17 protein-coding genes and 3 pseudogenes are annotated in these 22,169 nt (G+C 72.5%); 6 read left to right on the top strand and 14 right to left on the bottom strand.

The window, feature by feature from the left end:
• Nucleotides 1–5: 5 nt before the first annotated feature.
• The gene (locus tag OCT49_RS06755) at nt 6–1,622 is read right to left on the bottom strand and encodes a DUF262 domain-containing protein (protein WP_283850977.1); all 1,617 of its coding nucleotides are present in this window, start codon (nt 1,620–1,622) and stop codon (nt 6–8) included.
• A gap of 64 nt (nt 1,623–1,686) precedes the next feature.
• On the bottom strand, nt 1,687–2,097 hold the full coding sequence (locus tag OCT49_RS06750) for a DUF4357 domain-containing protein (protein ID WP_283850976.1): 411 nt from the start codon (nt 2,095–2,097) through the stop codon (nt 1,687–1,689).
• A 215-nt stretch (nt 2,098–2,312) separates the two neighbouring features.
• On the opposite strand from OCT49_RS06750, the gene OCT49_RS06745 reads away from it, so the two are divergent.
• Together OCT49_RS06745 and OCT49_RS06740 are read left to right on the top strand one after the other, a co-directional pair.
• Nucleotides 2,313–3,035 carry a DsbA family oxidoreductase gene (locus OCT49_RS06745; RefSeq protein ID WP_283850975.1) on the top strand — a complete coding sequence of 241 codons (723 nt, stop codon included), beginning with the start codon at nt 2,313–2,315 and terminating at the stop codon, nt 3,033–3,035.
• Between the two features lie 128 nt (nt 3,036–3,163).
• A complete protein-coding gene (locus OCT49_RS06740; protein WP_283850974.1) occupies nt 3,164–4,225 on the top strand; it encodes an aminotransferase class V-fold PLP-dependent enzyme in 1,062 nt (353 codons plus the stop codon).
• Nucleotides 4,226–4,316: 91 nt separating this feature from the next.
• On the opposite strand, the gene OCT49_RS06735 is transcribed toward OCT49_RS06740, so the two are convergent.
• A complete protein-coding gene (locus OCT49_RS06735; protein WP_283850973.1) occupies nt 4,317–4,832 on the bottom strand; it encodes a MarR family winged helix-turn-helix transcriptional regulator in 516 nt (171 codons plus the stop codon).
• Nucleotides 4,833–5,020: 188 nt separating this feature from the next.
• On the opposite strand from OCT49_RS06735, the pseudogene OCT49_RS06730 reads away from it, so the two are divergent.
• Nucleotides 5,021–6,095: pseudogene (locus OCT49_RS06730) on the top strand (alkene reductase).
• Nucleotides 6,096–6,243: 148 nt separating this feature from the next.
• On the opposite strand, the gene OCT49_RS06725 reads toward OCT49_RS06730, so the two are convergent.
• The 6 genes from OCT49_RS06725 to OCT49_RS06700 form a co-directional block, all read right to left on the bottom strand.
• A complete protein-coding gene (locus OCT49_RS06725; protein ID WP_283850972.1) occupies nt 6,244–7,278 on the bottom strand; it encodes a VOC family protein in 1,035 nt (344 codons plus the stop codon).
• A 165-nt stretch (nt 7,279–7,443) separates the two neighbouring features.
• Nucleotides 7,444–8,337, bottom strand: a complete 894-nt coding sequence (gene thpD / locus OCT49_RS06720) for an ectoine hydroxylase (protein WP_283850971.1) — start codon at nt 8,335–8,337, stop codon at nt 7,444–7,446.
• 3 nt (nt 8,338–8,340) lie between these two features.
• Nucleotides 8,341–8,739 carry an ectoine synthase gene (locus OCT49_RS06715; RefSeq protein WP_283850970.1) on the bottom strand — a complete coding sequence of 133 codons (399 nt, stop codon included), beginning with the start codon at nt 8,737–8,739 and terminating at the stop codon, nt 8,341–8,343.
• 125 nt (nt 8,740–8,864) lie between these two features.
• Nucleotides 8,865–10,133, bottom strand: a complete 1,269-nt coding sequence (gene ectB / locus OCT49_RS06710; protein ID WP_283850969.1) for a diaminobutyrate--2-oxoglutarate transaminase — start codon at nt 10,131–10,133, stop codon at nt 8,865–8,867.
• A gap of 161 nt (nt 10,134–10,294) precedes the next feature.
• Nucleotides 10,295–10,759 carry a diaminobutyrate acetyltransferase gene (gene ectA, locus OCT49_RS06705; protein WP_502963450.1) on the bottom strand — a complete coding sequence of 155 codons (465 nt, stop codon included), beginning with the start codon at nt 10,757–10,759 and terminating at the stop codon, nt 10,295–10,297.
• A gap of 405 nt (nt 10,760–11,164) precedes the next feature.
• A complete protein-coding gene (locus OCT49_RS06700) occupies nt 11,165–12,271 on the bottom strand; it encodes a pyridoxal-phosphate-dependent aminotransferase family protein (RefSeq protein ID WP_283850967.1) in 1,107 nt (368 codons plus the stop codon).
• Nucleotides 12,272–12,405: 134 nt separating this feature from the next.
• Between OCT49_RS06700 and OCT49_RS06695 the strand changes: the two genes are divergently transcribed.
• Together OCT49_RS06695 and OCT49_RS06690 are read left to right on the top strand one after the other, a co-directional pair.
• Nucleotides 12,406–13,482: an amidohydrolase family protein gene (locus OCT49_RS06695; protein ID WP_391730266.1), complete on the top strand. Its 1,077-nt coding sequence runs from the start codon at nt 12,406–12,408 to the stop codon at nt 13,480–13,482.
• Nucleotides 13,483–13,871: 389 nt separating this feature from the next.
• Nucleotides 13,872–15,005: an SCO1860 family LAETG-anchored protein gene (locus OCT49_RS06690; protein ID WP_283850965.1), complete on the top strand. Its 1,134-nt coding sequence runs from the start codon at nt 13,872–13,874 to the stop codon at nt 15,003–15,005.
• Between the two features lie 205 nt (nt 15,006–15,210).
• Here OCT49_RS06690 and cobC read toward each other — a convergent pair.
• Together cobC and OCT49_RS06680 are read right to left on the bottom strand one after the other, a co-directional pair.
• Nucleotides 15,211–16,347: pseudogene (cobC, locus tag OCT49_RS06685) on the bottom strand (Rv2231c family histidinol phosphate aminotransferase CobC); the annotation flags it as partial.
• 297 nt (nt 16,348–16,644) lie between these two features.
• A pseudogene (locus OCT49_RS06680) lies at nt 16,645–17,070 on the bottom strand (cobalamin biosynthesis protein); the annotation flags it as partial.
• 123 nt (nt 17,071–17,193) lie between these two features.
• Between OCT49_RS06680 and OCT49_RS06675 the strand changes: the two are divergent.
• Nucleotides 17,194–17,916, top strand: a complete 723-nt coding sequence (locus tag OCT49_RS06675) for a ZIP family metal transporter (protein ID WP_283850963.1) — start codon at nt 17,194–17,196, stop codon at nt 17,914–17,916.
• Between the two features lie 157 nt (nt 17,917–18,073).
• Here OCT49_RS06675 and OCT49_RS06670 read toward each other — a convergent pair whose 3' ends face one another.
• From OCT49_RS06670 to OCT49_RS06660, 3 genes are read right to left on the bottom strand one after another with little or no spacing between them, the layout of a single operon-like run.
• Nucleotides 18,074–19,453 carry a cobyrinic acid a,c-diamide synthase CobB gene (locus OCT49_RS06670; RefSeq protein WP_283850962.1) on the bottom strand — a complete coding sequence of 460 codons (1,380 nt, stop codon included), beginning with the start codon at nt 19,451–19,453 and terminating at the stop codon, nt 18,074–18,076.
• 10 nt (nt 19,454–19,463) lie between these two features.
• Entirely contained in the window at nt 19,464–20,063 is a 600-nt protein-coding gene (gene cobO, locus OCT49_RS06665) for a cob(I)yrinic acid a,c-diamide adenosyltransferase (RefSeq protein ID WP_283850961.1), read from the bottom strand.
• Nucleotides 20,063–22,093 (bottom strand): putative cobaltochelatase, encoded by a 2,031-nt coding sequence (locus tag OCT49_RS06660; RefSeq protein WP_283850960.1) that lies wholly within the window; start codon nt 22,091–22,093, stop codon nt 20,063–20,065. Before OCT49_RS06660 ends, cobO begins: the two co-directional genes overlap by 1 nt.
• Nucleotides 22,094–22,169: the final 76 nt, after the last annotated feature.

The raw sequence follows: 22,169 nt of genomic DNA, 5'->3' as shown, positions 1-22,169 counted from the left end.
TCTCCTCAGGCTTCGAACCATGATTCAAGTTCCGGACCATCCGGAAATCCCCAGAGCGCCATGCTCTGTACATGCCGGGCGATGGTCGATCCGGCGAGCTCCGCACGGTGAGAGATGAAGTCGTCGTCATCCCATTCACCCCGTTCCAGTGCGTGCACGCTTTTTATGTCGAGGCAGTGCGAACGCAGCTCCGCCTCGCCCGTTGTCTCGCGGATCGCCGTCCAGGGGGGCAGGTCCATGGCTGGATGGACCAGTTTGCTGGCAATCGTCCGATCCCCGGTCAGGATCGGCAGCAACGGTGAACTTCCGCTGTCGAGCATCTCGTTGAGAAGCCTTGTCCGGTCGAGGCGTGTGCCTGCCGGGTAGTGGGTTCCGTCCTGCCCGTGCGCCGGAGTGAGGAGAACCGGCTTGGCTGAGAGCAGTCCGAGTACGTTGAGCTTTGCCTGGGCGCGGTTCAGGGCGGTCTGCGTCAGATCGGGCGACCAGCGCTCGCCGCCCGGCGGCAGGATCTCCAGCAGTCGGCCTGCACTGGCCGCAGGGTCGCCGTACACTGCGCTGGCGTTACGGCGCAGTGCGACCGTATTGCCCTGCGGGGCCGCTCCCACTGCGGAACCTCGCCAGATCCAGCGGCGCAACAGCTCTGCGGCTCTGCCTTCGGGGGAGCCGAACAGGGCGGCGTAGCGGGTGAGCACGGGGATGAACAGGGCATAGGGCAGGAGGCGGATGTGAGGGATACCGGCATATTCTCGTAGGTATTCAACGACGACTCTCAGGGCTTTCTCCGTCGTGGCGAAAGACGCGCGTCGGTCCTCGTCGCTCCTGAATTCATGTCGGAAGTCGCGGTCCACTTTCCCTCCGCGTACCGCCATCACGCTCTGCATCAATGTCTGCTCTGTGAAATCCCCGAAGTCGAGCGCAGTGATTCTTTCGTGCAGTGCGTCGAGATCCGAGGGCTGGACATCGAGCGGGCCGGAATGAAGGGCTCGGAAGATCTCGGACCGCTTGAGCGACTTCCCGAATGTGTTCATCCGGTCGAAGATCTCGGTAAGGGCCTTTTCGTCATCGCCCTCGATCTCGTACATGGGGATCTCGTAGGTGCGGATTGCTGTGCCGACGGTGTCGCACAGGTCGTATTGCGTCTCGGTCAGCCAAGGGCGGTCCCGTTGCCAAGCGATCAGCCGGCGATTGTCCTGGGCGACCCAGACGGGAAGCCAGTATTCGCGAGGCCGCTGGGAGTGGGGGGCGGAGACAAATTTTTCCGCCTGCAGGTCGAAGAAGATACGGAACCGCCGGTCCACCGTTTCCTCGGACGCCGTGAGGGCGCCGATGAGCGTGGTGAGCCGCTGCTGGCCGTCCACCACCCACAGGGCGTCAGAGTGTTCCGGTGCTTCGATCTGCAATTCGCCCACGGTGATATCGGCTGCAGGTGCGGGTTTGCGCCACATGAGGAGATTGCCGATCGGGTATCCGCGCAGGATGCTGTCGAAAAGCCTCTCCGCGTCCGACGCGTCCCATACGTAGGATCGTTGAAAATGAGGGATGCGGATGCGTCCGGTCCTTGCCCACTCGGTCAGCCTGAGCGGATCGACACGGCTCACCTTCGGTTGGGTCACGCCTGCCATGTTCCACCTTCCGGGACATGTGTGGTGTGGGCCGGCCGTGGCCGCATGGCGGCGCTCATGGGGGTCACCGGAGGTCCTTCAGCAGCGTGCCGTCCTCAGTGGCGAAGACCTTCCAGCCGTTCTGCTGGTTTCCTGCGATTGCGGTGGCGGCACCGGACGGTGTCGCGTGGACGCTGCCGTCGTCGAGCCTCAGGCCTCCGCCCTCGATCACGACAGCATGGTGCACCTGTTTGAGGTTGCGGCGGCGCCATACCAACTGCTGCCCCACGTGCAGCCGTCCCTCGGCGATCAGGGCTGCCAGGGGGAAGTCGTCAGCGGATGAACTTGCAGGGGGCGCCGGGCATCCGGCCCGTGCCGCCGGGGCCGCCAGGCCGAGCAGCCTGCGGATGACGCTGTTGGGCGTGTCGGTGAAGGGTTCCGCGAGGCTCTGCAGCCTGGCAAACACGTCGTCGTCCACCCGGATCGTGCGACTCATTCGACTTCCACTCTGACTGGAATGTTTGTGACAGTCGATAGTGTAACGCTGGGGCGGTGTCCGTCGCGCCGAATTGTCCGCTGCCCACAGCGGCAATGCGTATCCAGGGACGATGCTGTGCCCCAACGGCGGGAATGAGTGGGTTCGTCGCCCTGTTCGATCTCTTGTACAGAGGGTCACCTCACACTGTCCGCGAACTTGGAGAGAAGAAGGACATGCGCGTCGAGATCTGGAGCGACATCGCCTGCCCCTGGTGCTACATCGGGAAGGCCCGCTTCGAGAAGGGCCTGGCGGAGTTCGCCCACCGCGACGAGGTCGAGATCGTGCACCGGTCCTTCGAGCTCGATCCCACGTACGCCGGGGACGAGCCCGTCCAGGTGGTCGACATGCTGGCGCGGAAGTACGGGCGCACCCGTGAGGAAGCGCAGGCCATGGAGGCGAACGTCGCGGCCAACGCGCGGGCCGAGGGACTCGGCTACCTCACCGAGGGACGCGACCACGGCAACACCTTCGACATCCACCGCCTGCTCCACCTGGCCCGCGCCCGGGGCCGCCAGGACGAGCTGCTGAACCTCGCCTACCGGGCCAACTTCGCCGAGGAGCGGTCCGTCTACGACGGCGAGGTGCTGGTGGAGCTGGCCGTGGAGGCCGGACTCGACGCCGGCGAGGCGCGGGCCGTGCTCGCCGACCCGCAGGCGTACGCGGACGAGGTGCGGGCCGACGAGCGGGAGGCGGCCGAGCTGGGCGCCAACGCGGTGCCGTTCTTCGTGTTCGACCGGCGGTACGGCATCTCCGGCGGCCAGCCCGCCGAGGTCTTCACCCAGGCGCTCGAACAGGCGTGGAAGGACCGTCCGATGACCATGATCGGCGAGGACGCCGGGGCCTGCGGCCCGGACGGCGCCTGCGAGGTCCCCGCGGTGGGCGGCACGAACGCCTGAGCCCGCGGTGGGCGGCCCGTGCGCCCGAGCCCGCTCCGGCGCACGGGCGGCGCGCCCGTGAGGATCCTTCGGGCGCGCCCCCGATTCCTGTGATTGACCATGAATGCGGGGCACACCAGGCTGGGCGCATGGAGACCACTTCGCTCAGCCGGGCCCTGCACGGCGAGTTCGCGCCGGAGACCACCTACCTCAACACATCCACCTGCGGGCTGCTGCCCCGTCGCACCGTGACGGCGGTGCGGTCGCTCGCCGAGCGCGTCGCCTCGGGCCGCAGCATCGGCTCCGGCGACTTCGCGACGGTGGAGGCCGCCCGGTCCGGCTTCGCCCGTCTCGTCGGGACGGACGCCGACCGGGTGGCCGTCGGCAGCTCCGTCTCCGTGCACGTCGGACTGATCGCGGCCGCGCTGCCGCCGGGGGCCGAGGTGCTGGCGCCCGAGGGGGAGTTCAGCTCCGTCGTCAGCCCGTTCGCGGTCCGCGGCGACCTGCGGACCCGCTACGTCCCGCTGGACGGCCTGGCCGACGCCGTACGTCCGGACACCGCGCTCGTCGCCCTGTCCGCCGTGCAGTCGTCCGACGGCCGGGTCGCCGACCTGAAGGCGGTGCGCGCGGCGGCGGCCGCCCACGGCGCCCGGATCCTGCTCGACATCACGCAGGCGGCCGGCTGGCTGCCGCTGGACGCCGGGGAGTACGACTTCACCGTCGCCGGCGGCTTCAAGTTCCTGCTCTGCCCGAGGGGCGCGTCCTTCCTCACCGTCACCGAGGAGGCGCAGCGCACCCTGCTGCCGGTCTTCGCCGGCTGGGTCGCCGCCGAGGACCCGGGGAACAGCACGTACGGCCCGGTCGAACGGCTCTCCCCGTCCGCCCGCCGCTACGACGAGCCGCCCGCCTTCCTGTCGTACCACGGCGCCGAGCGGTCGCTGGCGCTGCTGGGCGAGGTCGGCGTGGAGGCCGTGCACGCCCATGCCACCGGGCTCGCCGCCCGCCTGCGGGCGGGGCTGGCCGAGCTGGGGCACGAGGCGGTGCCGGGAGATTCGGCGATCGTGGCCGTGCCCGGCCTCGGCGTACGGGAGGCCGAACTGGCGCGGGCCGGGGTGGTGGTCTCCAACCGGGCGGGGAGCCTGCGCGCGGCCTTCCACCTGTACAACACGCGGGCCGATGTGGACCGGGTCCTGGACGTGCTCTCAGCCTGAGTCACCGCCCGATGCCGCCCGGTGTCACCCGCCCGGTGCCGTTCGGGTGGCATTGGGCGGGTGACACCGGGCGGGCACCGGGCGTCGGGGATCAGCAGCCGGGGGAGTGGTGGCGCTCGGGGCAGTCCTCGGTCTCCCGGCGGAGGTTCTTCTCGATCTTGGCGAGCAGCCGGGCCAGCTCCTCGCGCTCGCCCCGGTCGAGGCCGGCCAGGGTGTGCTCCTCCAGGTCCGTCCAGGCCCGTTCGACCTCGGAGTGCAGCGCGCAGCTGTCCTCGGTGGCGTCGACCAGGACCGCCCGGCGGTCCTCCGGGTCGGGGCAGCGCCTGACGTGCCCGGCCTGCTCCAGGCGCTGGAGCATCTTGGTGACGGTGGAGGGGTCCAGGTCGACGGCCTTGATCACCTCGGACTGGCGCACCGCGCCCGTGTCCCACAGGTACATCATCAGGAACTCCTGGCCGGGGTAGATCCCGGCCCTCTTGAGCAGCTTGCCCGCGGCGATCCGGTGCAGCCGGGCCACCCGGGAGAAGGCGTGGCTGACGGGGCCGCCCCGGGCGGCGCTCGGCAGCTCGGTACAGGCGGGGTCGGGGCCGGCGGGACCTGACGTCATCGGGACTCCTCGGACGGTGGGGGGCGGGCCCCGGCGAGCGTTCCCGACAGGTCCCGGGTGGATTCCGGCCGGTCGGCAAGCGGGCGGGGACCGCTTTCCCCCACTTTACCTTGGTCGGCCAAATAGATGGGCTGCAGTGGCGGCGCACGCAAATACTTGGCCGACCACATATTTCTTCGGGAGCTCCCATGACCACCGCGTTCGACCCGATCGATCTGTCCGGCATCCGACTCGCCAACCGCATAGCGATGGCCCCGATGACCCGCAGCCGGGCCGGCGAGGGCGGTGTCGCCACGGACCTCGTCGCCGAGTACTACACCCAGCGCGCCTCCGCCGGCCTGATCATCACGGAGGGCATCCAGCCGTCGGTGGTGGGCCAGGGCTACCCCTTCACCCCCGGACTGCACAGCGCGGAGCAGGTCGCCTCCTGGCGCGAGGTGACCGACCGGGTGCACGCGGCGGGCGGCCGGATCTTCGCCCAGCTCATGCACACCGGCCGCATCGGCCATCCGGACCTGCTGCCGGACGGACTCACCCCGGTCGCCCCCTCCGCGGTGAAGCCCGCCGGGCAGCTCTTCACCGGGGACGGGATGAAGGACTTCACCACGCCGCGCGAACTGACCGGCGACGAGATCCGGCAGACCGTGGCCGACTTCGCGACCGCCGCCCGCAACGCGATCGACGCCGGCTTCGACGGGGTCGAGCTGCACGGCGCCAAGGGCTACCTCATCCACCAGTTCCTCGCCCCCAACTCCAACCTGCGCGACGACGAGTGGGGCGGGTCCGACGAGGGCCGCATCAAGTTCGCCGTCGAGGTCGTCAGGGCCGTCGCTGCCGAGATCGGCGCGGAGCGCACCGGGCTGCGCATCTCGCCCGGAAACCCGTACAACGACATCGCCGAGACCGGTCCGGAGGCCGTGTACACCGCGCTGGTGCGGGAGATCGAACCGCTCGGTCTCGCCTACCTGCACGGCCTGGAGGCGCTGGAGATCCGCGAGCTGACCCGCGCTGCGCAAGCAGTTCTCCGGCACCTTCATCGTCAACCTGCTGACGGACGGGCCGACCGGGCCGGACGACCACAGGGCGATCGACGAAGGGCTCGCCGACCTCGTCTCCTACGGCGCGCTGTTCATCGCCAACCCGGACCTGCCGGCCCGGCTGAAGGCCGGCGGCCCGTTCAACACCCCTGACCCCTCCACCTTCTTCGGCGGTGACGCGAAGGGGTACGTCGACTACCCGGCGCTGGACGCCGCGCGGTCCTGAGAGCGGGGACTTCGGAAGGCCGGGGATCTTGACGGGTCCGGGGATCTCGAAAGGGCGGGGATCCCGACGGGGCCGGGCCCCGACGGGTCCGGGCACCCCGGTGGGGGCGCCGGGCGGTCCGCCCCACCGGCTCCGCCGCTCCGTTCCGCTACCCCCGGCCGGTCCTGTCCAGCGGCGCGCTGTGCCACTTCCACGACGTGACCCGCGGCCGGCCGGGCAGTTCGGCGCGGCCGGTGGCCCAGAGCAGGACGGCCCACCGGTCGGCGTCCCCGGGGGCGTCCGGGAACAGCCGGGCCAGCACCCGGTCGCAGAGATCGACGGGCGGCGCCCAGGCCACGTCCAGCCCCGCGGCGAGGTCCCGCATGTGCACCAGGGTCTCCACCACGCCCATGGCGGCGAAGCCCTCCGGGTCGGAGACCCCGTAGGAGTGGTACGAACGGACCCCGGGCGACGAGGTCCGCACCATCGCGGCGAGCAGGGCGCCGTTCGCCTCCATCGTCCGCAGCAGCCCGGCCGGGCCGGCCGCCGGGTCCGCGAAGACCGCGTTCCTCGGACCGTTCTCGCGGTCGGCGGCCCAGCGGTACGGGAGGTAGGTGTCCGACGGGGCGCCGGGTGCGTCGGGCGCGCCGAGCTGGGCCGCGTAGGAGAACAGGTCGTCGCTCAGGTGCTCCGCGGTCTCCCAGCAGTTCCACTCCAGCGTCCCGGCCGGGACCAGCCAGTCGTCCACCGGGGATTCCCGGAGCGCGGCGGTCGCGAGCCGGACCGCGGTGGTCACGTCGTCCGCCGTGACCGGCAGCCGGGCCCCGGTCAGGGCGGCCCATTCGGCCGCACCGCACTCGACGCAGAACTCGTTGCCCTCGGGGTCGGCGAGCGTCGCCCAGCCCCGCCCGTTCGGTTTGCGGTGGTCGGCGACGAGGGTGGCACCCAGGCCGAGCAGCCGCTCGACCTCCTCGTCCCGGCTGCGGTTCTGCGGCTGGAGATCCAGGTGCAGGCGGTTCTTGGTGCTCTTCGGCTCCGGCACCGTGATGAACAGCATTCCGGCCCCGGGGGCCTCGACGAGCGCCTCGGGGTCGCCGGGGGAGTCCTCGTCGGAGACCGGGGCGTCGAGCACCTGCGACCAGAAACGGGCGAGCCCGTAGGCGTCGGCGCAGTCGACGGTGATGTGACGGATGAGAGAGGTCATGTCCCCACTGTCGCCGCCGACGGCCGTGCGGGTCCAACGACTTGAACCGAGTCCCGCCCGGCCGGCCGGTCCTCGGTCCGGCCGCGGGCGGGAGCGCGGACGCGGGCGGGGCGGGGACGGCGAACACGCCACCCCCGCCCCGCCCGTCACCGGCGTGGTGTCATCTCACCGCACGGGGGTGAAGTCCCGTGCCCCGATGAACTCCGGGCGTCGTGCCGGTGCCGCGAACGGCTCCTCGGCCGCGTTCTCCACGCTGTTGAAGACGATGAAGACGTTGCTGCGCGGGTACGGGGTGATGTTGTCGCCCGAGCCGTGCATGCAGTTGCAGTCGAACCAGGTCGCCGAACCCGCCCGGCCCGTGAAGAGCTTGATGCCGTGCCGGCCGGCCATCTTCGTCAGGGCCTCGTCGGACGGCGTCCCGGCGTCCTGCATCCGCAGGGACTTCTTGTAGTTGTCCCGGGGCGTCTCGCCCGCGCAGCCGAGGAACGACTTGTGCGAACCGGGCATGATCATCAGCCCGCCGTTGGTGTCGTGGTTCTCGGTCAGCGCGATCGACACCGACACGGCCCGCATGCGCGGCAGCCCGTCCTCGGCGTGCCAGGTCTCGAAGTCCGAGTGCCAGTAGAAACCCGAGGCGCCGAAGCCCGGCTTGACGTTGATCCGGGACTGGTGGACGTACACGTCCGAGCCGAGGATCTGACGGGCCCGGCCCACCACGCGCTCGTCGGCCACCAGCCGGGCGAAGACCTCACTGATCCGGTGGACCTCGAAGACCGACCGGACCTGCTGCGACTTCGGTTCGATGATCGAGCGCTCGTCGGCCCGCACCGCCGGATCGGCGATCAGCCGGTCCAGTTCGGCGCGGTACACGGCGACCTCGTCGGGGGTGATGAGCTGGTCGACGGTGAGGAAGCCGTCGCGCTCGAAGCCCTGGAGGTCCTGGGCGGCCACCGGGCCGGGGGCGCCGGGCGCGGACCAGATCACCGGGTCCTGGCGGGGCGTGGTCAGCTCGGCCGTGCCGCGCGTGGGGTAGAGATCGACGCGTGCGTCGTGGGTCATGGTTCAGCCCTCCTCGGTCAGCAGCGGGTAGACGCCGTTCTCGTCGTGCTCCTCCCGCCCGGTGACCGGCGGGTTGAAGACGCAGACGCAGCGGAAATCGGTCTTCGGCCGCATGGTGTGGCGCTCGTGGCCGTCCAGCAGGTACATCGTGCCCGGGGTGATCAGGTACGTCTGTCCGGTCTCGTCGTCGGTGAGCTCGGCCTCGCCCTCGACGCACAGGACGGCCTCGATGTGGTTCGCGTACCACATCGACGTCTCGGTGCCCGCGTACATCGTGGTCTCGTGGAGAGAGAAGCCGACGTTCTCCCGGGCGAGCACGATGCGCTTGCTCTCCCAGGTGCCGGAAGCGGCCTTCACGTGCCGGTCGGTGTTCTCGATGTCGCTGAACGATCGGACGATCACGGTGGGTCGGTGCCTTTCTCTCCGCGGTGTTTCCCGCTGTGGTGTTTCTCGTCTTGGTGTTCTCGTCGGGGTACGACTCGTCGGGGTGCGACTCGTCGGGTCCGCCCCCGGTGCGGGCCGGTGGCTCAGACGGTGTCGCGGATCGCGCGGGCCAGCGTGCGCAGGCCCTCGTCCAGCTCGTCGGGGGTGACGGTCAGCGGCGGCAGCAGCTTCACGACCTCGCTGCGCGGGCCGGACGTCTCCACCAGCAGGCCCAGTTCGAAGGCGCGGGCGCAGACCGCGGCGGCGCGTGCCTCGTCCGTGAACTCCAGGCCCCAGACCAGGCCGCGGCCCCGGTAGCGCGCGCCGAGAGCGGCGTGCTCGTCGCAGATCGAGAGCAGCGCCTGTTCGACCTGTTCGCCCCGGACCAGGGTCTGCCGCTCCATCTGGCCGTCCGCCCAGTAGGCGTCCAGCGCGGCGGCGGCGGTGACGAACGCCGGGTTGTTGCCGCGGAAGGTGCCGTTGTGCTCGCCCGGCCCCCAGATGTCCAGCTCCGGGTTGAACAGGCAGAGGGACATGGGCAGTCCGTAGCCGCTGATGGACTTCGACAGGGTGACGATGTCGGGGGCGATGCCGGCCTCCTCGAACGAGAAGAACGACCCCGTGCGTCCGCAGCCCATCTGGATGTCGTCCACGATCAGGAGCATGTCGCGGCGGCGGCACAGGTCGGCCAGCGCCCGCAGCCACTCGGGTCGCGCCACGTTGATGCCGCCCTCGCCCTGCACCGTCTCGACGATCACGGCGGCGGGTTTGTTGAGCCCGGAGCCCTGGTCCTCCAGGAGCCGTTCGAACCAGAGGAAGTCGGGCACCCGGCCGTCGAGGTAGTTGTCGAACGGCATCGGGGTGCCGTGCACCAGCGGGATGCCGGCCCCGGCCCGCTTGAAGGCGTTGCCGGTGACGGCGAGCGAGCCGAGCGACATGCCGTGGAAGGCGTTGGTGAAGGACACGATGGACTCGCGCCCCTTCACCTTGCGGGCCAGCTTCAGCGCGGCCTCGACCGCGTTGGTGCCGGTCGGTCCGGGGAACATCACCTTGTACGGGAGGTCGCGCGGGCGCAGCACGTTGTTCTGGAAGGACTCCAGGAAGGCGCGTTTCGCGGTGGTGGCCATGTCGAGGCCGTGGGTGATGCCGTCGCGCTCGATGTAGTCGATCAGCGCGCGTTTCAGCACCGGGTTGTTGTGGCCGTAGTTGAGCGATCCCGCTCCGGCGAAGAAGTCGAGGTAGGTGTGGCCGTCCTCGTCGGTCAGCCGGGCGCCCTGGGCACGGTCGAACACGGCGGGCCAGCCGCGGCAGTAGCTCCGTACCTCCGACTCCAGGGTCTCGAAGACACTCAGCGCGGGCGGGGTGATGGTCACGGGGAATCTCCTGCTCGGGAGGGGGTTCGGGCAGCCGGGGGTCGGACGGCTCGGAATTGGGGTGGCCGGGGTCCGGACGGGTCGGGTCCGGGCGGCTCGGGGTTCGGGTGGCCGGGGTCCGGGCGGCTCGGGGTGCCCGGAGGCGGCGGGGCGCGGGCCGCTCAGGCGTGGAACGGACCGATGCGGTACAGGACTTCGGGCAGGTGCGTCCCCTCGGGGAACAGCTCGCCGTCGAAGAGCACCTCGCGCTCCAGGGCCACGTCGTGGCGCCGTGCGTAGGAGGTGAACAGCCGGTCCGATGCGGTGTTGTCCGGGGTGACGGTCGTCTCGACCGAGGCCAGCCCGTGACCGGCGGCGACCCGGGAGGTCAGGGCGTCGAGCAGCTCCCCCGCGAGCCCGGTCCCGCGGTGGCCGTGGTCGACGGCCACCTGCCAGACGACGAGGGTGCCCGGACGGTCCGGCCGGAGGTATCCCGTCACGAAGGCGACCGGTCCGCCGGTCTCGTCGCGGGCGACCACGGAGGTCGCCGCGAAGTCACGGCACCACAGCAGGTAGCTGTACGAGGAGTTGAGGTCCAGGACCTCGGAGTCGCGGGCGATGCGCCAGATCGCGGCCCCGTCCTCCACTCGTGGGGTGTCGATGGTGATGAATTCGCTTCGGGCACTTGCAAAATCTGCTGGTGCGGCGGTCATGTGAATTGAATTTACCCAGCAAATTTCCAAATTGCATCGACGCAAGGGGTTGGGTGGGATGCCTGTTTGTGTTATCACGCGGGCGCGTGCCCTGGCGCGACCCGGCTGCATTTTGTTCTGGTTTGGGTGCTATTTATCAGGCATAACGGTCGCCCTGTGGAGTAGGTCACATGGTTGTAACTCTCGTGCGACGCAACGGAATTGTGTGGATCGGGCTCTCGTCGGGGCTTCGGAAACTCGGGTGTTTAGGCTCGGGGAAAGCGGGCAGAAGAATGCGGGGAGCTGCTCTGGATAAAGCAGCTCCCCGCATTTGTGGAATATTCGTCCGCCGGTCCGGATTTATTCGCTCGGCCAGGTTTCCGAAACTGCCTTGCGGGCAGCTTCGAAGTCGACCTGCCGGCCCGCATCGGCCAGCGCCGCCCCCAGAGCCGCGAGCGAGGACAGCACCGCGCCCCGCGTCGCATCCACACCGTAGTGATTGACCCGGATCATCTCCTTGGACAGCGCACCCCCGCCCGCGATCAGCGGCAGCGCGGGGTCGGCCGCGAGCGCCCGCGCGACCAGTTCCGCGGCGTCGACGCCCTCGGGGGCGCGCAGCGTCGTGGCGACCGGCGCCGCCTCCGCGGCCTCGTGCACGTACGGCGACAGCCCGCCGCCGAGCGCCTCCGCGCCCGCCCGGGTCGCCGTGGCGGCGGCGGAGTGACGGGCCATCAGCGTGGTCAGGCCCTCGGCCTCGATCCGCTCCACACATGCTTCCAGCGCCAGCATCTCCAGCTGGGCGGGGGCGTGCAGCAGCGCCTTGCGGCCGCCGTCGATCCAGCGCTCCTTCCAGTCCAGCAGGGAGAGGTACGAGCGGCGCGGGGCCCGGGGGTTGGCGGCGATCCGCTCCCAGGCCCGGTCGCTCACCGACACCGCGGACACCCCGGCCGGCCCGCCCATCGCCTTCTGCGCCCCGATCACGCACAGGTCGACGCCCCACGCGTCCGGCAGCAGCGGCTCGGCGCCCACCGACGCGACGGCGTCCAGCATGAACAGCGCCCCGTGCGAACGGACCACCTCGCCGATCCCGGCGACGGGGTTGGTGTTGCCGGTGGCCGCCTCCGCGTGGACCAGGGAGACGAAGTCGATCTCCGGGTGTTCCTCCAGCGCCCGTGCCACCTGGTCGGCGGTGACCGCGGTGTGGAAGGGGACCACCAGGTCGATCACCTCGGCACCGCAGTCCCGCAGCCAGTTCCCGAAGGTCTGCCCGTACGGGCCCGTGACGACGTTCAGCGCGGTCGAGCCGGGCCGGGCGGCGCCCCGGATGCAGCCTTCGAGGGGGAGCAGTGCCTCGCCCTGCATGATGACGACGTCCTGCTCGGTGGCGAGGAGGCCGGCCACCCGCTGCTCGATGGCCGCGAAGCGCGCGGCGGTGAGCGGGGCGAGGTCGAGGAAGGGGTGCGTCACGGTGGTGCTCTCTTCGGATCGGTCGGGTCGGTGCGCGCTCGCGGCGTACGGACGGGGCTTCCGTCGAAGCGTACCCAGGGCCCCGGGCGGGGCCTCGTACAGTGCTGCCCATGAGTGATCACAAGGCATCGCAGGTGCTGCACGTGAAGGGGCGGGTGCTGGTCGGGCCCGAGGAGGTGCGGGACGAGCTCTGGGCGGTCGACGGGCGGATCTCCTACAGCCGGCCGGCCGGTGCGGACGGGGCGGTGACCGTCACCGGCTGGGTGCTGCCGGGCCTGGTGGACGCCCACTGCCACGTCGGGCTCGACCACCACGGCGCCGTCGACGCGGCGACCAGTGAGCAGCAGGCCCTCGCCGACCGGGAGGCGGGCGCGCTGCTGCTGCGGGACGCGGGCTCGCCGGCCGACACCCGGTGGATCGACGACCGCGAGGACCTGCCGAAGATCATCAGGGCCGGGCGGCACATCGCCAGGCCCCGCCGGTACACCCGGAACTACGCCCACGAGATCGAGCCGGACGAACTGGTCGCCTATGTCGCGCAGGAGGCGCGCCGCGGCGACGGCTGGGTGAAGCTCGTCGGCGACTGGATCGACCGGGAGGTGGGGGACCTGACCGCCCTCTGGCCGCGCGAGGCGGTCGGGGCGGCCATCGCGGAGGCGCACCGGCTCGGCGCCCGGGTCACCGCGCACTGCTTCGCCGAGGACTCGCTGCGCGATCTCGTCGAGGCCGGGATCGACTGCGTCGAGCACGCCACCGGGCTCACCGAGGAAACCATTCCGCTCTTCGCCGAGCGCGGGGTGGCGATCGTCCCCACCCTGATCAACATCGCCACGTTCCCCTCGCTCGCGGCGGGCGGCGAGGCCAAGTTCCCCCGCTGGGCGGACCACATGCGGCGGCTGCACGAGCGGCGCCACGACACGGTGCGCGCCGCGTACGACGCGGGCATCCCGGTCTTCGTCGGCACCGACGCGGGCGGGGTGCTCGCGCACGGCCTGGTCGCCGACGAGGTCGCCGAGCTGGTGAAGGCGGGCATCCCGGCCCTGGACGCGCTGTCCGCGACGACCTGGGGCGCGCGGCGCTGGCTGGGCCGGCCGGGCCTGGAGGAGGGCGCCCCGGCGGACCTGGTGGTGTACGACGAGGACCCGCGGGCGGACGTACGGGTACTGGCGGGGCCGCGCCGAGTGGTGCTGAACGGGCGGATCATCGGCTGAGGCCGAGGCCGAGTCCAACGCTGAGGTTGAGGTTGAGGTTGAGGCCGGGGCCGGGGCCGGGGTGGGGACGGCGGCGGTGGCCGGGACGGGCCGTGTTGACGGGCAGTTACCGAGGCTCCGTCGGCTCGTTGGAGCACTTCTGCGCGCACTCCGGCCCAGTCGGCCCCGGTGAAGCCCGCACTGGGCGGATCGGGTGACGAGAGGAGAACGAACGTACCGAGATATTCGAATACAGGCACGGAAACCCCCCTTTGGGGTGAACTCGCTTCAGGTGTCCACGAGTTCACCCTTCGTGCGCAAAGCTTTCGGGGTCGAGGCCACCGGAGCGCTCGATGTCCCCCATTGGAGGGCGCCGGTGGCTCCATGTCTCTTGTGGGGGTTCCACCATCTTGAACAGCAACACCTTCCGCCTGGCCGCCCTGGCGGTGGCCGCCGCTCCCGTGGCCCTGCTGGTCGCCGCCCCGGCGCACGCCGACGGCGCGGCCACCAGGACCACCGGCGACGGGAAGGCGAGCGCGGTCGTGCTCCGCACCGCACTCGACGTCTCGCTCCTGAACAAGACGATCGACGTGCCGCTCAGGGCCGCGCTCAACGAGGTGCAGGCGCCCGCCGACGCGAAGAAGACCGCGCTCAGCGTGCGGCTCGACGGAGTGGAGGGCGGCCGGCCGGTCAACGTGCTCAGCGCCGACGTGGCCACCTCGAGGGCGACCGTGGACGAGCGCCGGGCCGAGGGTCACAGCAACGTGGTGAAGGCCCGGGTCCATGTGCCGGGCCTGCCCGCGCTGTCGCTCGTCGAGGTCGAGAAGGTCACGTCCCGGGCGGTCTGCGTGACGGGCCGCAAGCCGGTCGCCGAGTCGAACGTCCTGGGGCACGTGACGGTGCTCGGCAAGCGCGTCGAGCTCACCGCGAGCGGCACCACCCGGGTCGAGGTCCCGGGCGTCGGTGACGTGACCCTGGACCTGTCGCGGACCAGCACCACCTCGAACACCGCCGCGGCGACCGCCCTGCGGCTGAAGGTCTCCGTCAATCCGCTCAAGCTGAACGTCGCCGACGTACGGGGCGAGGTCACGCTCGTCGAGGCGACCTGCCGGACCCCGCGGACCACCGACCCGGGCGGCAGCAACGGCGGTACGAGCAACGGCGGTGCGAGCAATGGAGGTACAAGCAACGGAGGTGCGAGCGACGGCGGCACGACCAACGGCGGTACGAGCGGCGGAGGTTCCGACAACGGGGGTTCCGGCAACGGCGGTTCGGACAGCGGCGGCACGAACGGCGGCACGAGTGGCGGCGGTTCGGACAACGGCGGTACGAGCGACGGGGGCGCCTCCGGCAGCGGCGGGAGCACGGCCGGTTCCACCAGCGGAACCACCGGCGGCGACGTGAAGCCCCAGACCGGCACCGGCGGGGACCTCGCGGAGACCGGCAGCAGCTCCACGACGCCGTACCTCGCGGGCGGCGCGGCCGTGCTGCTCGCGGCGGGCGCGGGGGCGACGGTCCTGGCCAGGCGCCGCGCCCGGGGCTGATCCCGGCGAGGCCCCGAGGGCGCCCGGTGCCGGTCCCGTACCGGCACCGGGAGGGGGGAGCGGGGAGCGGCGTCCCGTCGTGCGGACGCCGCTCCCCGCGGATGCGTACCGGGTGCACCGGGCACCGGCTACCGGTCCGGGCACGGGACGCCGCTGCCCGCGGGCGGACACCGGCCGGCCGGGCGGGCCCCCGGTGGGCCGGCCGTCAGCGGACGGGCGTGCTCAGTGTCTGCAGTGCCTGGTCGAACGCCTGGAGGAAACGATTGGTCGTGACCCGGTCGCGCACCGCCAGCCGCAGCCACTCGGGGCCGAGCCCGGGAAACGTGTCCCCGCGCCGCGCCGCGAACCCCAGCACCCGCAACTGCTCCCGGACCTCGGCGGCCCGGTCCAGCCGTATCAGGACGAACGGCCCCTCGGCCGGCTCCATGACCCGGACCTCGGTGAACTCCCTGAGCCCCGCGACGAGATGGGCCCGGTCCACCGCGATCCGCGCCGCGGCGCCGGACGCCTCCGCCAGGGACCGCGGCTCCATGCACGCCTCGGCCGCCGCCAGTGCCGGGGACGACACCGGCCACAGCGGCTGGGTCTCCTCCAGGGCGCGAACGGTCTCCGGGGCGGCCAGCACGTACCCGATCCGCAGCCCCGCGAGCCCCCAGGTCTTGGTGAGGCTCCGCAGCACGACGAGTCCGGGGACGTCCGTGCGCCCGCACAGCGTCTCGCGCTCGTCCGGCACCGCGTCCATGAACGCCTCGTCGACCACCAACGTCCGCCCGGGACGGGCCAGTCGCTCGACGACGGCCGCCGGATGCAGCACCGACGTGGGGTTGGTCGGATTGCCGACCACCACCAGATCCGCGTCCTCGGGCACGGCCGACGGATCCAGCCGGAAACCGTCCTCGGCCCGCAGCAGCACCCGCCGCACCTCGTGCCCGGCCGCGCGCAGCGCCGCCTCCGGCTCGGTGAACTGCGGATGGACCACGACCGGACGGCGGGCCGGCAGGGCCCGTGCGATCAGGACGAACGCCTCCGCCGCACCCGCCGTCAGCAACACCCGCTCCACGGGCAGCCCGTGCCGGGCCGCCACCGCCGCCCGCGCCGCACGGCCGTCCGGGTAGGCGGCGAGCGCGCCCAAGGAGTCGGCTATCCGGGCCTTCAGCCAGGCCGGGGGCGTACCGGTTCGTACGTTGACGGCGAGATCGGTCAGATCCCGGCCCTGTCCCCGTACTTCCACGTCACCGTGGTGCCGCAGATCGTGCGCGCCCGCGCCTGCCGCGTCGGGACTTTCGATGGGAGTGTGCATGACCGCCGTGGGGGGTGGTGGTGACGGCCGGAGTCGTCGGGGCGGAAGCGCGGCCGCGATGGCGGCCCCACGCCGTCCTCGAACGGGGTTCCGGTGGGAAGGGAGTACGGCAGAACGACTATGCGCCCGGCACCCGGCTTCACGCAACGGTCGGGGCGCACGTCACACCGGCTCCACGGGCGGACCGGCTCCGCGAACGGGGCCGGTTTTGTCGAACGGACCGGCTCCGCGCGGCCGGGGTCCTCAGGAGCCGGTCGCGTCGCCCGGTAACTCCTCGGCGGTCGAACCGGATGTACCGGACGTACCGGTCGTGTCGGCCGTACCGGCGGCATCGGGCGTACCGCCCGGGCCGCGGCGCGCCACCGCGCAGGTCGCCCTCGCCGCCCGCCCCGCGGGCGCCGACTTCCGCTTCGGCACGAGGAGCTCGCCCCCCGCGGCGAGCGCGGCGGCCTCCGCCACGGACGGCGTCCCGACGGCGGCCAGCGACGCGCCGGACGGGCCGGGCACCTCGATCCGGGCCAACGCCTCGGCCGGGTACGTCCGCAGCGGCACGCCGAGCCGCGCGGCCGCCTCGACGATCCCCGGCTCGTCGGCCTTCGCGTCCACGGTCGCCAGCTCCACGACGTCCGACGGAGCCAGGCCGGCCCCGCGCAGGGTGTCCCGGACCAGCCCCAGCACCTCCTCGGCAGGTACGCCCCTGGACGCGCCGACGCCCACGACGAGCCGCGCGGCCGTCGTCCGGTCGTCCGTTCCGGTTCCGTACACGGGTCGGGCTCCTCCGGGCGGTACGGTCCCCCGCCGGGAGACGGGGGAGACCAGGGAGACGAGAGAGACGGGGGAGGGGAGGCCGGGATGCGCGCGAGGGGGCCGATCGGCTAGCAAGAGCGCATGGCGGTGTTCGTCGCGCTCGGCGCGTTCCTGATGACCCTGGTGGGCGGCTGGGTCGCCCAACGCGTCACCGACCGCCGCCACCTGGTGCTCGGTTTCGCCGGCGGACTGATGCTCGGCGTGGTCGGCCTGGACCTGTTGCCGGAGGCGATCGAGGCCGCGGGCGAACCCGTCTTCGGCGTCCCGGCCGCGCTGCTGCTGTTCGTCGGCGGCTTCCTCCTCGCCCACCTCGTGGAACGGCTGCTCGCCGTGCGCCGGGCGGCACACGGCGCGGGCGAGGAACGGGCGCCGCAGGTCGGACTCACCGCGGCGGCGGCGATGGTCGGCCACAGCCTGATGGACGGCATCGCGCTCGGCGCCGCCTTCCAGGTCGGCGCGGGCATGGGCGCCGCCGTCGCCCTCGCCGTGATCACGCACGACTTCGCCGACGGCTTCAACACCTACACGATCACCAGCCTGTACGGGAACGCCCGCCGCAAGGCCCTGATCATGCTGTTCGCCGACGCCGCGGCGCCGCTCGTGGGCGCCGCGACGACCCTGGTGTTCACCCTTCCGGAGCAACTGCTCGGCTGCTATCTCGGTTTCTTCGGCGGTGCCCTGCTCTATCTCGCCGCCGCCGAGATCCTGCCCGAGGCGCACCACGAACACCCGGCCCGCTCCACGCTGCTGTGCACGGTCGCCGGGGTGGGCTTCATCTGGCTGGTGGTGGGCATCGCGGACTGACCGCCGCCCCGCCCCCGGGCACCTTGCGGCCGTGGGACGGCACACCGCACCAGGGCACAGGGCGAGGCCCGTACGGCACGCCGCACCAGGGCACAGGGCGAGGCCCGGACGGCACGCCGCCCCCGCCCGCCTCACAGGTCCCCGCCCCGGCCGTGGTTCATCCCCCGCACCTCTCGACGAACCGGCGGGCCATGCCGGGCACCGCGGCCCAGTGCGTGTGCAGATAGCTCGCGTGCACGCCCCGGTGCACGAAGCCCTCGACCCGCCGCTCGGGCTGGTGCATGCCCCACGCCGGAACGGGCCCGGCCCCCGGCTCCAGTACGGTCCGGTGGAACTCGTGCCCGCGCACCCGGGTGCCGGACGCGGCCAGCACACTGTCGGAGACCGCCACCGCCTCCCGGTAACCGAGCGTCAGCCGCTCGGACATCCGCGCCTCGGCGTCGAGGACCCCGCACATCGGCAGCCCGTCCAGCGAGCGCGCCAGGTACAGCAGCCCCGCGCACTCGGCGGCCACCGGCGCCCCGGACGCCACCAGTTCGACGACCGACCGGCGCAGCGCCGCGTTGGCGGACAGCTCCGAGGCGTACACCTCGGGGAACCCGCCACCGATGACCAGCCCCCGCGTCCCCTCGGGCAGCGCCTCGTCCCGCAGCGGATCGAACGGCACGACCTCGGCCCCGGCGGCGGTGAGCAGTTCGGTGTGCTCGGCGTAGGAGAAGGTGAAGGCCGCACCGGAGGCGACGGCGATCCGCCGCGGTCCCGCCCGGTCACCGGCGGGCGGCACGACGGCTCCACCATGGCCGGCCACCTCCGCCGCCGCGTCCCACGCCCCGCCGCCCACCGGAGGCGCGGAGGCGGCCAGCGCCAGCAGCGCGTCCAGGTCGCACCCGGCCACCACCTGCGCCCGCATCGCCGCCACCGCGTCCACCGCGTCGCCCCGCCGCTCCGCCACCGGGACCAGGCCCAGATGACGTGACGGCACGGCCAGTTGCCCGGCCCGCCGCAGCACCCCCATCACCGGCACGCCGGACTCCTCCAGCGCCTCCCGCAACAGCATCTCGTGGCGCTGGGAGCCGACTTTGTTCAGGATCACCCCGCCCAGCCGCACCCGCGGGTCCCACGAGGCGAAACCGTGCACCAGCGCGGCCACGGAACGCGACTGCGACGACGCGTCCACGACCAGCACCACGGGCGCCCGCAGGAGCTTGGCGACCTGGGCGGTCGACGCCAGCTCGCCCTGCCCCGACGCACCGTCGTACAGCCCCATCACCCCCTCGACCACCGCCAGGTCGCAGCCCCGCGCCCCGTGCGCGAACAGCGGCGCGATCCGGTCGGGGCCGCACATGTACGCGTCGAGGTTGCGCCCCGGCCGCCCCGTGGCCAGCGTGTGGTAGCCGGGATCGATGTAGTCGGGCCCGACCTTGTGCGGGGACACGGCGAGGCCCCGCCCGGCGAAGGCTGCCATCAGCCCCGTGGCCACGGTGGTCTTGCCGCTGCCCGACGAGGGCGCGGCGATCACCAGTCGAGGAACGTTCACCGGGGTTCCCTCACCATTCGATGCCCCGCTGGCCCTTCTGACCGGCGTCCATCGGGTGCTTGACCTTCGCCATCTCGGTCACCAGGTCCGCCGCGTCCAGCAGCTCCTGCGGCGCGTTGCGGCCGGTGATCACCACGTGCTGCGTGCCGGGACGGGACCGCAGCACCTCGATCACCTCGGCGGTGTCGACCCAGCCCCAGTGCATCGGGTACGCGAACTCGTCGAGCACGTACAACCGGTACGTCTCGGCGGCCAGGTCGCGCTTGACCTGCTCCCAGCCCTCGCGCGCCGCCTCTTCGTTGTCCATCTGGCCGTCGCGCTGCACCCACGACCAGCCCTCGCCCATCTTGTTCCAGACGACGGACCCGCCCTCGCCGCTCGCGCCGAGGACCTTCAGGGCGTTCTCCTCGCCGACCTTCCACTTGGCCGACTTGACGAACTGGAAGACCCCGATCGGCCAGCCCTGGTTCCAGGCGCGCAACGCCATCCCGAAGGCCGCCGTCGACTTCCCCTTGCCGACGCCGGTGTGCACCATCAGCAGCGGACGGTTGCGGCGCTGACGGGTGGTCAGCCCGTCGTCGGGCACGGTGGTCGGTTGTCCCTGCGGCATCAAGCAGCCCTCCTGTTGGTTTCCTGAACATCCTTGACGAGCCCGGCGATCGAGTCGGCCCGCAGCTCGTCGAGCGTGACGGCGCTGCCCCCCAGCTCACGCGCGAGGACCCCCGCGAGACCGAGCCGCACCGGCCCCGACTCGCAGTCCACGACGACGGACGCGATGCCCTGCGCCTCGTGCAGCCGGGCCGCCCGCGCGGCCAGCGCCACCGCGTCGGGGCCCCCGGTCGCCCGGCCGTCGGTCACCACCACCAGCAGCGGCCGGCGCGACGGATCGCGCAACCGCTCCACCCGCAGCACCTCGTGGGCCTTCAGCAGCCCGGCCGCGACCGGGGTGCGCCCCCCGGTCGGCAGCAGCTCCAGCCGGGCCGCCGCCGCGTCCACCGACGACGTCGGCGGCAGCGCCACCTCGGCCTCCCGGCCCCGGAAGGTGACCAGCCCGACCTTGTCCCGCCGCTGGTACGCGTCCAGCAGCAGCGAGAGCACCGCACCCTTCACCGCGCCCATCCGCTGCCGGGCCGCCATCGAGCCGGAGGCGTCCACCACGAAGAGCACGAGATTGCCCTCGCGCCCCTCCCGCGTCGCCTGCCGCAGATCGTCCCGCCGCACCACCAGCCCCGGCCCCGAACGGCCGCGCGCCCGCTGGTGCGGGGCGGCGGCCTGCACGGTCGCCGCCAGATGAAGCTTGGTCAGGGCGCCCCGCGGCTGCCGGGAACCGGTCGTGCGCCCGTGCTCGGTACGCGCCCGGGACCGCCTCCCCGCCGCGCCCTCGCCCAGGCCGGGCACGCTCAGCATCCGGGTGCGGAACGGCTCGGTGGCGCCCACCGGTTGTTGCTCCCCGCCCCCGGCCGGCCGACCCCGCCCCTGCTCCTGCTCCTGCCCCCGGTCCTGCTCGGGCACGGACGGGGCGGGCGTGTCGGTGGCCTCCCCCTCGGGCTGCGGCGGCGTGTCGGGGCCGCCGTCGTGCGGGGGCCGGCCGCCGCCACCGGGGCCGTCCGGATCCGGGTCCTCGTCCCCGCCGCCGTTCTGCTCCAGCGTGTCGTCGAGCTTGTCCTCGTCCAGCCCCGGCGCGTCGAACGGGTTGCGCCTGCGGCGGTGGGGGAGCGCGAGCAGGGCGGCCTGCCGCACGTCCTCGGCCAGCACGTCCGTGCGGCCCGCCCACGCGGCCAGCGCGGTGGCGGTCCGCGCCATGACGATGTCCGCGCGCATCCCGTCGACCTCGAAGGCCGCGCACGTCGCCGCGATCTGCCGCAACGCCCCGTCCCCGAGCCGCACTTCGGGCAGCAGCGCCCGCGCGGCGGCGATCCGCTCCCGCAGGGCGCCCTCCTCGGCGGCCCACTCGGCGGCGAAACCCCCCGGGTCGGCGTCGTACGCCAGGCGCCGCCGCACGACCTCGACCCGCTGGTCGGTGTCGCGGGACGCGGCGACCTCGACGGTCAGCCCGAACCGGTCGAGCAGCTGCGGACGCAGCTCGCCCTCCTCGGGGTTCATCGTGCCGACGAGCAGGAACCGCGCCGCGTGCCGCACGGAGACGCCCTCGCGCTCCACGTACGAGGCGCCCATGGCGGCGGCGTCGAGCAGGACGTCGACCAGGTGGTCGTGGAGCAGGTTCACCTCGTCGACGTACAGGATGCCCCGGTTCGCGGCGGCCAGCAGGCCGGGCTCGAACGCCTTGACGCCCTCGGCGAGCGCCCGCTCGATGTCGAGCGCCCCGACCAGCCGGTCCTCGGACGCGCCGACGGGCAGCTCCACCATCCGGGCCCCCCGCGACACGCCGTCCCCGGCCTCGTGCGGGCCGTCCGGACACGCCGGGTCGGGCGACGCCGGGTCGCACGAGAAACGGCACCCGGGGACCACCGGGACGTCCGGCATGAGCGCGGCGAGCGCCCGCACGGCGGTGGACTTGGCGGTGCCCTTCTCGCCCCGCACCAGCACCCCGCCGACGGCGGGCGACACGGCGTTCAGCAGCAGCCCGAGCCGGAGGTCGTCCTGTCCGACGATGGCGGTGAAGGGGTACGGCGTACTCACGGTGCCTCCTTGGGGGAACGAGGGGGTGGCGGTCCCGCCGGTGTCCGGGGAGCCGGGGCCGGGGCCGGGGCGGCGG

The sequence above is a fragment of the Streptomyces sp. ML-6 genome (genome assembly GCF_030116705.1).
In the GTDB taxonomy this organism is placed as follows: domain Bacteria; phylum Actinomycetota; class Actinomycetes; order Streptomycetales; family Streptomycetaceae; genus Streptomyces.
This window is presented reverse-complemented; position numbering and strand designations above follow the sequence as displayed.

What these genes read in the sequence shown, in the direction of transcription:
- thpD (WP_283850971.1), bottom strand. Translation starts at nt 8,337, where the DNA reads ATGACCCACGACGCACGCGTCGATCTCTACCCCACGCGCGGCACGGCC.
- OCT49_RS06740 (WP_283850974.1), top strand. Translation starts at nt 3,164, where the DNA reads ATGGAGACCACTTCGCTCAGCCGGGCCCTGCACGGCGAGTTCGCGCCG.
- OCT49_RS06755 (WP_283850977.1), bottom strand. Translation starts at nt 1,622, where the DNA reads ATGGCAGGCGTGACCCAACCGAAGGTGAGCCGTGTCGATCCGCTCAGG.
- OCT49_RS06675 (WP_283850963.1), top strand. Translation starts at nt 17,194, where the DNA reads ATGGCGGTGTTCGTCGCGCTCGGCGCGTTCCTGATGACCCTGGTGGGC.
- cobO (WP_283850961.1), bottom strand. Translation starts at nt 20,063, where the DNA reads ATGCCGCAGGGACAACCGACCACCGTGCCCGACGACGGGCTGACCACC.
- OCT49_RS06750 (WP_283850976.1), bottom strand. Translation starts at nt 2,097, where the DNA reads ATGAGTCGCACGATCCGGGTGGACGACGACGTGTTTGCCAGGCTGCAG.
- OCT49_RS06735 (WP_283850973.1), bottom strand. Translation starts at nt 4,832, where the DNA reads ATGACGTCAGGTCCCGCCGGCCCCGACCCCGCCTGTACCGAGCTGCCG.
- OCT49_RS06725 (WP_283850972.1), bottom strand. Translation starts at nt 7,278, where the DNA reads ATGACCTCTCTCATCCGTCACATCACCGTCGACTGCGCCGACGCCTAC.
- OCT49_RS06745 (WP_283850975.1), top strand. Translation starts at nt 2,313, where the DNA reads ATGCGCGTCGAGATCTGGAGCGACATCGCCTGCCCCTGGTGCTACATC.